11 protein-coding genes are annotated in these 10,478 nt (G+C 72.0%); 5 read left to right on the forward strand and 6 right to left on the reverse strand.

Annotated features, from left to right (window positions below):
• From RI554_04890 to RI554_04905, 4 genes are all read right to left on the reverse strand, one after another.
• The coding region (locus RI554_04890; GenBank protein MDR9391348.1) for a dihydroorotase at positions 1–1,338 on the reverse strand (1,338 nt) is incomplete at its 3' end.
• Complete coding sequence (locus tag RI554_04895) at positions 1,335–2,270, reverse strand: aspartate carbamoyltransferase catalytic subunit (protein MDR9391349.1); 936 nt, start codon at positions 2,268–2,270, stop codon at positions 1,335–1,337. The genes RI554_04890 and RI554_04895, both read right to left, overlap by 4 nt.
• Positions 2,267–2,836 (reverse strand): bifunctional pyr operon transcriptional regulator/uracil phosphoribosyltransferase PyrR, encoded by a 570-nt coding sequence (gene pyrR, locus RI554_04900; protein ID MDR9391350.1) that lies wholly within the window; start codon positions 2,834–2,836, stop codon positions 2,267–2,269. Before pyrR ends, RI554_04895 begins: the two co-directional genes overlap by 4 nt.
• The gene (locus RI554_04905) at positions 2,833–4,155 is read right to left on the reverse strand and encodes a solute carrier family 23 protein (GenBank protein MDR9391351.1); all 1,323 of its coding nucleotides are present in this window, start codon (positions 4,153–4,155) and stop codon (positions 2,833–2,835) included. The genes pyrR and RI554_04905 overlap by 4 nt, the downstream gene beginning before the upstream one ends.
• Before the next feature lie 286 nt (positions 4,156–4,441).
• Between RI554_04905 and RI554_04910 the strand changes: the two genes are divergently transcribed.
• From RI554_04910 to RI554_04930, 5 genes are all read left to right on the forward strand, one after another.
• A complete protein-coding gene (locus RI554_04910; GenBank protein ID MDR9391352.1) occupies positions 4,442–5,410 on the forward strand; it encodes a serine/threonine-protein kinase in 969 nt (322 codons plus the stop codon).
• Between the two features lie 136 nt (positions 5,411–5,546).
• Positions 5,547–6,323, forward strand: coding sequence for a Fe-S cluster assembly ATPase SufC (gene sufC, locus RI554_04915; protein MDR9391353.1), 777 nt, complete (start codon positions 5,547–5,549; stop codon positions 6,321–6,323).
• 63 nt (positions 6,324–6,386) lie between these two features.
• Positions 6,387–7,820: a Fe-S cluster assembly protein SufB gene (gene sufB / locus RI554_04920; GenBank protein MDR9391354.1), complete on the forward strand. Its 1,434-nt coding sequence runs from the start codon at positions 6,387–6,389 to the stop codon at positions 7,818–7,820.
• Positions 7,820–9,142, forward strand: a complete 1,323-nt coding sequence (gene sufD / locus RI554_04925) for a Fe-S cluster assembly protein SufD (protein MDR9391355.1) — start codon at positions 7,820–7,822, stop codon at positions 9,140–9,142. The genes sufB and sufD overlap by 1 nt, the downstream gene beginning before the upstream one ends.
• The gene (locus RI554_04930) at positions 9,142–9,462 is read left to right on the forward strand and encodes a Rieske 2Fe-2S domain-containing protein (protein ID MDR9391356.1); all 321 of its coding nucleotides are present in this window, start codon (positions 9,142–9,144) and stop codon (positions 9,460–9,462) included. The genes sufD and RI554_04930 overlap by 1 nt, the downstream gene beginning before the upstream one ends.
• 114 nt (positions 9,463–9,576) lie before the next feature.
• On the opposite strand, the gene ispF is transcribed toward RI554_04930, so the two are convergent.
• The gene (gene ispF, locus RI554_04935) at positions 9,577–10,068 is read right to left on the reverse strand and encodes a 2-C-methyl-D-erythritol 2,4-cyclodiphosphate synthase (GenBank protein ID MDR9391357.1); all 492 of its coding nucleotides are present in this window, start codon (positions 10,066–10,068) and stop codon (positions 9,577–9,579) included.
• A gap of 35 nt (positions 10,069–10,103) precedes the next feature.
• Positions 10,104–10,478, reverse strand: a 375-nt coding sequence (locus tag RI554_04940) for a hypothetical protein (protein ID MDR9391358.1), incomplete at its 5' end; no start/stop codon positions are given.

Consider the following 10,478-nt stretch of genomic DNA (forward strand, 5'->3'; position numbering starts at 1 on the left):
CAACTCACCGTCCCCTTCGGGTGCGCTCCGGGCCGCACCTCGGGGGTCGTCCCGTTCGGGGCGGGTGAACACCTCGCGGCCCCCGACGAACGTCCGCACCGGCCAGCCGCGCAGGCTCTCGCCGTCCCACGGGCCGAACGCCGCCTTGCTCGCGAAGGTCGTCGGGTCCACCGGGCGCGGCGTCGTGAGGTCCAGCAGCACCACGTCGGCGGGCGCCCCGACCGCGAGGCTCGGGGCGGGACGCCCGAGCACCCGCGCGGGCCCGTCCTGCAGCAACGCCAACAGGCGCGCCAACGGCCAGGCGCCGGACGCGACGAACCGCTCGTACAGCAGCGGGACCGCCACCTCGAGGTTGGCGATCCCGAACGGGGCGGTCAGGAGGTCGCGCCGCTTCTCGCTGCGCGTGTGCGGCGCGTGGTCGGTGCCGATGCAATCCACTAGGCCGCTCTCGACGCCCTCCCGCAACGCCGCGACGTCGTCGGGCGTGCGTAGCGGCGGCGCGACCTTGTAGATGGGGTCGAACGACGCGAGCGCCTCGTGATCGAGGGTCAGGTGGTGCGGCGTCACCTCGCACGTGACCGGCGCGCCGCGCGCCTTGAAGAACGCGATCACCTCGAGCGCCGCGCGGGTCGTGACGTGCGCGACGTGGACGTGCGCCCCCGTCAGGCGCGCGATCTCCGCGTCGCGGTACGTCATGATCGCCTCCGCCGCGGCGGGGTTGCCGGGCAGCCCCAACCGTTCGCTGACCTCGCCCTCGTGCATCACGCCGTCCGCGCGCAGGGCGGGGTCCTCGGAGTGCGTCTGGATGGGGACGTCCAGGGCCGCCGCCCACTCCGCGGCGCGGCGCATGACCTCCGCGTTCGCGACGGGGATGCCGTCGTCGGTCAACAGCGCCGCGCCCGCCTCGACGAGGCCGGCGGCGTCGGTCAGGTGCGTCCCACCGAGCCCGACCGTCAACGCGGCGGCGGGCAGGAGGCGGGCGCCGGGGAGGGCGGCGGCGCGCTCGTGGAGCGAGCGCACCAGGTCGGGGTCGTCGATCACCGGGTCGGTGTTCGCCATCGAGACGACGGTGCCGTACCCGCCGGCCGCGGCGGCGGCGAGGCCGGAGGCGAGGTCCTCCTTCGCCTCGAAGCCGGGGTCGCGCAGGTGGACGTGGGGGTCGACGAAGGCGGGGGTGCCCACCAGGCCGGTCGCGTCGATCTCGCGGTCGACGGGACCTTCGGGGGTGGGGCCCTCGATGCGGCCGCCGGCCAGGACGAGGTCGTGGACCCCCTCGTCGGCGTGCGCCGTCCGCCAGTGGGCGCCGCGCAGCCGGATGCGTTCCTCGGGGGCGTTCATGCGGCCTCCTTTCCGACGAGCAGGTGGTAGAGGACCGCCATGCGGACCGGGAGGCCGGCCGCGACCTGGGCGGTGACGAGGGAGCGGGGCCCGTCGGCGACCGCGCCCTCGATCTCGACGTCGCGGTTCATCGGGCCCGGATGCAGGACGAACGCGTTCGGGTCGGCCTGCGCGAGGCGGGCCGCATCCAGCCGGTAGCGGCGCGCGTACGCCGCGAGCGAGGGGATGCGCGCCGCGTCCATGCGTTCGCGTTGCAGGCGCAACGGCATGACGGCGTGGGCGCCGTCCAGCGCCCGCTCGACGTTCGGCTCGAGGCGGACCCCCGGGAGGGCCGCCAGGGCGGGGGGGAGGAGGGTCGGGGGGCCGCACAGGACGACCTCCGCCCCGAGCCGCGCCCAGAGCACCGCGTCGCTGCGCGCGACGCGGGAGTGCGCGACGTCGCCCAGGATCACCAGCTTCGTGCGGTCGAACGCCGCGCCGCCGGCCGCGCGGTAGGCGTAGGCGTCCAGCAGCGCCTGCGTGGGGTGGGCGCGGCGTCCGTCGCCGGCGTTGATCACCTTCGCGTCGGTCCAGCGCGCCACCTGGTGCGGCACGCCGGCGGCGGGGTGGCGCACGACGAAGGCGTCGACCTTCAGCGCCGCGAGGGTGGCGATGGTGTCGTACAGCGATTCACCCTTCGACAGCGACGTCCCGCCCTTCGCGAAGGTCAGGACGTCCGCCGACTGCGCGCGCGCCGCGCGCTCGAAGCTGAGGCGGGTGCGCGTCGAATCCTCGAAGAACGCCGTGGCGATCGTGAAGCCCTGCAGGGCGGGGACGCGCTTGACGGGCCGCTCCAGGACCTGCGCCATGACGTCGGCGGTGTCGAACAGCGCGTGGATGCGGGCCTCGTCGAGGTCGCCCTCGTCGCGCAGGTGCGCCAGGGGCGCGCTCACGCCGCCCCCTCCCCGCGGGCGTCGCCGTCGGGGCGTTCGTCGAGGACGACCTCGTCGACGCCGTCGGTCTCGGTCAGGCGGACCTTGACGACCTCGTCGCGGCGCGTGGGGACGTTCTTGCCGACGTAGTCCGCGCGGATCGGCAGTTCCCGGTGGCCGCGGTCGACGAGGACGGCGTACTGGATCACCGCGGGGCGGCCGAGGTCGACCAGGGCGTCCAGCGCCGCGCGGGCGGTGCGGCCGGTGTAGAGCACGTCGTCGCACACCACCAGCCGCAGGCCGGCGACGTCGAAGGGGACGTCGGTTCGCTTGACGACCGGCTGCAACGCGATTTCGGTGAGGTCGTCGCGGTAGAGGGTGATGTCGAGGTGCCCGACGGCGGGTCGGGCCGGCTCGAAGCTGGCGATGCGGTCCGCGAGGCGTTCGGCGATCGGGACGCCGCGCGTGTGGATCCCGACGAGCGCCAGGTCGTCGGCGCCCTTGGCGCGCTCGACGATCTCGTGCGCGATGCGGGTCAACGCCCGGTCGAGTTCGCGGGCGTCGAGCAGGGTGGCTTTCCCGCTCACGGCGTCGCCTGCGCCCCGTCCGCCCCGTCGGCGTCGCCCTCCGCGTCCTGCGTGGCGTCCTCCGCGTCGCCGCCGCCGCGGGGCAGGACGGCGTTCAGGAGCACGCCGACGAGGCCGGCGAGCCCGATGCCCTCGAGCCGGAGGTCGCCGACCTCGAGCAGCATGCCGCCCACCCCGAAGACCAGCACGACCGACGCGATCACCAGGTTGCGGGCCTCGTTCAGGTCGGTGCGGGCGCGCACGAGGGTGTTCATGCCGACGACGACGATGCCTCCGAACAGGAGCACGAGGATGCCGCCCATGACGGGGGCGGGGATCGTCTGCAGGAACGCGCCGAGCTTCCCGACGAACGCCAGCACGATCGCCGCGACCGCGGCGATCGTCATGACCGCCGGGTTGAACGCGCGGGTGAGCGCGACCGCGCCGGACACCTCGCTGTACGTCGTGTTCGGGGGGCCGCCGAGCATGCCGGCGACGCCGGTCGCGAGACCGTCGCCGAGCATCGTGCGGTCGACGCCGGGATCGGCGAGGTAGTCCTTGCCGGTCACGCTGCGGATCGCGAGGACGTCCCCGAAGTGCTCGATGGCCGGGGCGAGCGCGACCGGCAGGATGAACAGGATGGCGGGCAGGTGGAAGGTCGGCGTCACGAACGCCGGGACGGCGAGCCACGCCGCCTCGCGCATGGGGGTGAGGTCGACGAAGCCGAACGGGATCGCGACGACGTACCCGACGGCGATGCCGACCAGGATCGGGGTGAGGCGCAGCAGGCCGCGGCCGACGAGCGCGGTGGCGGCGGTCGCGGCGAGCGCGATCATCGCGACGGCGACCGCCGACCCGGCGTACGCGCCGTCCATGTTCACCGCCATGTCGATCGCGACCGGCGCGAGGGAGAGGCCGATCACCATGATGACGGGGCCGGTGACGATCGGGGGCAGGAGGCGCTCGAACGCCGCGACGCCGCGCGCGCGGATGAGGCCGGCGAGCGCGACGTACAACAACCCGGCCGCGACGAGTCCCGAGAGGGTCTCCGCGACGCCCCAGCGCTGCACGCCGATCTGGATCGGGGCGATGAAGGCGAAGCTCGAGGCCAGGAAGACCGGGACGCGTCCGCGGGTGACGAGCTGGAAGACGAGCGTCCCGGCGCCGGCGGTGAACAGCGCGACGTTCGGGTCGAGGCCGGTGAGGATCGGCACGAGCACCAGCGAGCCGAAGGCGACGAACAGCATCTGGATGCCGATGGGGATCGCCCGCGGATCGAAGCGGTACTCCGTCCGGGAGAGGAGGGCGCGCACGTCGTCGCGCCGGGTCGAGTCGGTCATGGGGTCCTCCTTCTGCCCTCGGAGGACGTGGCGAACGCCGCGCGCCGCCGGCCCCACGCGAACGCGCCGCCACGACGCAGGGGCGTCGGGCGGCGCGAGGGGGTCGGCGTCGGTCGTGCGGTCGGCACGTGGTCTCCTTTTCGGCCTCACGGGACCGGGTTAAAGGCAGGGGGAGGGTACCACGTCGGCGGGGGCGGGCGCCGCCCGGGCCGCGCCGGGGGCGCGTGGTAGCGTCCCCGCGCCGCGCGGCTGCGCGCGGGGGGCGCCCGCCCCGCAGGAGGGTGACGTGGAGGGACGCGACGCGACGTGGATGCCGGAGGGCTACGCGCGGCTCCGGAGGCTCGGGGCAGGGCAGACGTCGGTCGTGCACCTCGCCCGTCACGCCCGGTTCGGGGAGGTGGCGCTCAAACTGCCGCGCGACGACCTCCGCGACGACCCCACCCTCCGCCGCATGTTCGAGACCGAGGTCGTGCTCAGCATGCGCTTCGACCACCCGCACGTCGTGCGCGGCCTCGACGGCCGCTCGACCGGCCCGGGCGCCTACCTGGCGCTGGAGTACTGCGCCGGCGGGACGTTGGATCAGCACCTGTTGGAGCGCGGGCGCATGGGCATCGAGCGCGCGGTGCGGATCGTGGAGGACGTCGCGTCGGGCCTCGCGCACGTGCACGCCCGGCGGGTGGTGCACCGCGACGTCAAGCCCGCCAACGTCTTCCTCGACGACGCGGGCCGCGCGAAGCTCGGCGATTTCGGGACCGCCGCCTCGATCGGGGAGGTGGGGGACGCGCGGGTGGGGACGGCGTTCTACATGGCGCCGGAGATCTTCGAGGGGCGTCCGGCGACCGTCCGCAGCGACGTGTACGCGTTGGGCGTCGCGACGTACGAGGTCGTGACCGGCGAGCGTCCCTTCCAGGGGGCGCGCTACGAGGACCTCCTGCACGCCCACACGAGCGGCGTCCTGCGCGATCCGCGGGCGGTGCGCGACGGCGTGCCCGACGCCCTCGCGGAGCTCGTGCGCCGCGCGATGGCGCGGACGCCCGACGCCCGCTTCGAGGACGTCCCGGCGTTCCTCGCGGCGTTGCGGGCGGCGACCGGGCGGCCCGACCCGGAGGCTGCCGCCCCGCGTTTCGGGCGCGCCTCGCGCCGCCGCCCCGTCCCGGGGGGCGCGGAGGACGAAGATGCGGTGCAGGAGCGCTCGGACGACGGCGACGCGGCGCCGCGTCCGTGGTGGCGGCGGGGCTCCGGCGGGGAATCCTGAGCGCCGCACTACACGATGCGCCCGCGGCGGTCTGCTACACTCCAACTCGGAACGTTTCCGAAGACTGGGCGACCCGGTCCGGGGCTCCGGCGGCGTATCCTCCTGCGAATCCATTCCAACCCCACGAGGTGGCACCGTGAGCGACAACCGACTCGAGATCCGCAACCTGCACGCCCGCATCGCCGGGGGCGTCGACATCCTCAAGGGCGTCGACCTGACCGTCCCCGCCGGCGAGGTCCACGCCCTGATGGGCCAGAACGGCTCGGGCAAGTCGACCCTCGCGAAGGTGATGGCCGGCGACCCCGCCTACGAGATCACCGACGGCGACATCCTCATCGACGGCCAGTCGGTCCTCGAGATGGAGCCCGACGAGCGCGCCCGCACCGGCCTGTACCTGGCGTTCCAGTACCCCGTCGAGGTACCCGGCGTGTCGATCGCGAACTTCCTCCGCCTCGCGCTGAACGCGCGCCGCGAGGAGGACGACGAGATCGGCGTCATGGAGTTCTACACGAAGCTCCAGGCCGCCGTGAAGGAACTCGATTGGGACGAGTCGATCATCGAGCGCAACCTGCACGAGGGCTTCTCGGGCGGGGAGAAGAAGCGCAGCGAAATCCTGCAGCTGCTGGTCCTGGAACCCAAGTACGCGATCCTCGACGAGACCGACTCCGGCCTCGACGTCGACGCGCTCAAGGTCGTCGCGCACGGCGTGAACGCCGCGCGGGGCGACGCCTTTGGTGCGCTCGTCATCACGCACTACCAGCGGCTGCTGAACCACATCGTGCCCGACCGCGTGCACGTCATGGCGGAGGGCCGCGTGATCACCAGCGGCGACAAGGAGCTCGCCATGGAGCTCGACGGCAAGGGCTACGACTGGATCAAGAACGAGGTCGCGTCCGGCGCGGCGCCCGCCTGAGGCCCGCCCCGACCGACCGACGCCCCGTCCGTGCGGCCCCCGCACGCGTAAAGGAGGACTCCCGTGGCTGACGCCCCGATGCAGCACCCCGACGCCGACAAGCTCGTCGGCATGGAGCACGAGAAGCAGTACGACTTCCAGCTCCCCGAAGAGTACTTCTACAAGTCCGAGAAGGGCCTCACCCCCGAGGTCATCGAGAAGATCAGCGCCTTCAAGGGCGAACCGCAGTGGATGCTCGACTTCCGCCTCAAGTCGCTCGAGATCGCCATGAAGAAGGGCGCCCCGAAGTGGGGTCCCGACCTGTCGGGCCTGAACTTCGACGACATCTACTTCTACGTCCGCCCCAACGAGGAGCAGGGCACCACCAACTCGTGGGACGACATCCCCGAGGAGGTGCGCGCCACCTACCAGCGGCTCGGCATCCCCGAAGCGGAACAGAAGGTCCTCGCCGGCGTCGGCGCGCAGTACGAAAGCGAAATGGTCTACCACTCCCTCAAGGAGGAGTGGGAGAAGCAGGGCGTGATCTTCCTCGACACCGACACGGGACTGCAGGAACACGAGGAGCTCTTCAAGGAGTACTTCGCGACCGTCGTGCCGCCCAACGACAACTACTACGCCGCGGTCAACAGCGCCGTGTGGTCGGGCGGCTCGTTCGTCTACGTCCCGAAGGGCGTCGAGGTCGACGTGCCGCTGCAGGCGTACTTCCTGCTCAACGCGCAGAACATCGGGCAGTTCGAACGCACGTTGATCATTGTCGAGGAGGGCGCCAAGGCGCACTACATCGAGGGCTGCACCGCCCCGACGTACGCCTCCGACAGCTTCCACAGCGGCGTCATCGAGATCATCGCCAAGGACAACGCCAACGTCCGCTACTCGACCATCCAGAACTGGTCGCACAACGTCTACAACCTCGTGACGCAGCGCGCGATGGTGCACTCCGGCGCCAGCATGGGGTGGCTCGACGGCAACCTCGGCTCCAAGGTCACCATGAAGTACCCGAGCTGCTACCTGGTCGGGCCCGGCGCGCACGGCGAGGTGCTCTCCATCGCCTTCGCCGGCGACGGCCAGCACCAGGACGCCGGCGCGAAGGTCATCCACGCCGCCCCCAACACCAGCTCGAGCGTCGTGTCGAAGTCGATCAGCAAGGGCGAGGGCACCAGCAGCTACCGCGGCCTGGTGCAGATCCACGAGGGCGCGGAGAACGCCAAGTCGAACGTCGAATGCGACGCGCTACTGCTCGACGACACCTCGAAGACGAACACCTACCCCTACATCGAGATCGACGAGAAGACCGCGCACGTCGGGCACGAAGCGACGGTGTCGAAGCTCAACGAGGAACAGATCTTCTACCTCATGTCGCGCGGTCTCGCCGAGGACGAAGCGATGGCGTTGATCGTCCGCGGGTTCCTCGAACCGGTCGCCAAGGAGCTGCCGCTCGAGTACGCCGTCGAACTCAACCGCCTCATCGAACTCGAGATGGAAGGGAGCGTCGGGTAGTGGCGACGCTGACCGACAACCCCCTCCTCAGTGCGGGGGCGCTCGAAGCCCTGATCCGTTCCACCGGCGAGCCCGACTGGCTCGCCGAGGAACGGCGGGCGGCGTTGCGGACGTTCGACGCGACGCCCTGGCCCACCGCACGCGACGAGGCGTGGCGCTACACGGACCTGAAGCGCTTCGCCGTCGACGGCCTCGAACCGACCGACGGCCCCGCCGACGACGCCGTGTCGGAACGCATCCGCATGCGGATGACCGACTCCGACGCCGAAGGCATCCTCGTGCACAAGAACGGCTCCACCGTCGAGCGCCAACTCGCCGTCCGCGAAGCGGGCGTCATCGTCACCGACCTGCGCACCGCCGTCACCGAGCACGAGGACCTCGTGCGCGAGCACCTCTACGCCGCCGTCGACGCGCACGCCGGCAAGTACCACGCCCTCAACGCCGCCTTCTGGCGCGACGGCACGTTCGTCTACGTGCCCAAGAACGTCGAGGTCGAGCTGCCCCTCGGGGCGTTCACCAGCGCCGACCGCGGGGGCCTGTCGATGGGCCGAACGTTGATCGTCGCGGAGGACAACGCGAAGGTCACGTTCCTCGACGAATACACCAGCGACACGTTCGACGCGCGCCTGTTCCACGGCGCCGTCACCGAACTCGTGCTCGGCCCCGGCGCGAAGGTCCGCTACCTGGCGCTGCAGAACTGGGGCCGCAACGTCGCGCACATGCAACGCGTCGCCGCGAAACTCGATCGGGACGCCCGCCTCGAGTCGCTCACGGTCAGCGTCGGCGGGGACGCCGCCCGCGCCGAGGTCGAGTCCACCATGCAGGGCCCCGGCTCGGAGTCGGAGATGCTGGGGCTGTACTTCGGGGACGAAGGCCAGCACTTCGACCAGTACACCGTGCAGCACCACGAGGCGGACCACGCGTTCAGCGACGTGCTGTTCAAGGGCGCCGTGCGCGACGCCAGCCACTCGGTCTACAGCGGCGTCATCATCGTCGACGAGGGCGCGCAGAAGACCGACGCCTACCAGACGAACCGCAACCTCCTGCTCGACGACGACTCCGAAGCGGTCAGCATTCCCCAGCTGCAGATCGGCGCGAACGACGTGCGCTGCTCGCACGGCTCCACCACCGGGCCGGTGCCCGAGGACCAGCGCTTCTACCTCATGAGTCGCGGCATGCCGCCCGAGGTCGCCGAACACCTCCTCGTGACCGGCTTCCTGTACGAGGTCATGAGCCGCGTGACGCTGCCGAAGGCCGCGGAGTACGTGGGGCGCGTCGTCCAAGCCAAGTTGGGCGTCCCCGGCGTGAAGGAGAAACTGTAGTGGCGGACGTCGCGCAGCACGACGTCGGTGCGGCCGACGCCTTCGCCGAGAACAGCATCACCGCCGTCACGGTCGAGGATCGCGAGCTGGTGATCGTCAGGCAGGACGGGCGCTTCTACGCGATGCCCGACCGCTGTACCCACGCCAAGAAGCCGCTCCACGACGGTGAACTCGAGCCCGGTGCGATCACCTGCATCCACCACGGCGCGACGTTCGACCTCGAGACCGGCGCGGCGACCATGCCGGCGCTGAAGAAACTGCAGTTGTTCGACGCGACGATTCGCGACGGTCGCGTCGTCGTGACGATCCAGACGGCGTGACGTCGCGGGCCCCGCGCGCCCCCCGGGGCGCCGGGGCCTACCGCGCCACGCGAACGACCCCCCGGCCGCGCCGGGGGGTCGTGCCTGCGTCGGGCGCGCCGCCGCCGGGCCCCGTCAGTCTCCGTCCGCCACGGACCGCATCAGCACGCTCACGCGCGCCTGGACGTGGCGGGGCGCCAACCCCTCGCTCGTCTTGAAGCCGAGCCCCACGCGGCTGGGCTCGATCGCCAGCATCTCCGCGACGGTGCGTTGGATGGCGAGGCGGTGCGGCCCCAACTTCGGGCGGTCGAGCGTCACGACGCCCGCGACGTTCACGATCTCGACGTCCCCCGCCACGTCGTGCATCCGCTCCTGCACCGTCTGCAGGATCACCTGGCTCGCAAGCCCGGCGTAGTTGGGGTTGCTGGGCGGGAAGTACTGCCCGATGTCCCCGAGGCCGTAGCCCGACAACAGGGCGTCGCACAGGGCGTGAAGCAGCACGTCCCCGTCGCTGTGCGCCGCCGCCCCGACGGGGCTCTCCGGGATCTCGAGCCCCCCGAGGACGAGCGGCCGGCCGCTCTCCAGCCGGTGCGCGTCCTCGCCGAAACCGATGCGTGAGTCGCTCATGGGGCGGCAGCCTACCCGCTCGGGCGGCTTCGGGGTCAGTCGTTCGTGTTCTGGAGCGCCTCGGCCCACGTCGACGGGAGGGTGGCGGGGGGTCGCACGTCCTCGACGACCACCGGCCCCTCGTCCCCTTGGATCCCCAACCCGAGGTTGTCGAAGGGGGTCAGGCCCCACGCCCAGACGACGCCGTCGGCGGTACGGGCGTGGACGACCGACGTCGTGGGGGCGACGGTCGCCACGGGCTTGCCGCCGAAGTCCGCGGACAGCTCCTGCGGGACCGTCGTGGAGCCTCCGAAGGGCTTACCGAGCCCGAGGCTCCCGTCCGTGTCGCGGCCCCACGCCCAGACGTCGCCGTCGGCGTCGATCGCCCAGGAACTGGTGGCGCCCGCGATGACGCGCCCCATCGGGGCCGA

Source organism: Trueperaceae bacterium (genome assembly GCA_031581195.1).
Taxonomy (GTDB): domain Bacteria; phylum Deinococcota; class Deinococci; order Deinococcales; family Trueperaceae; genus SLSQ01.

Bases quoted from the DNA above. Each gene is read 5' to 3' on its own strand.
- RI554_04905 (MDR9391351.1), bottom strand. From the start codon at position 4,155: ATGACCGACTCGACCCGGCGCGACGACGTGCGCGCCCTCCTCTCCCGG.
- ispF (MDR9391357.1), bottom strand. From the start codon at position 10,068: ATGAGCGACTCACGCATCGGTTTCGGCGAGGACGCGCACCGGCTGGAG.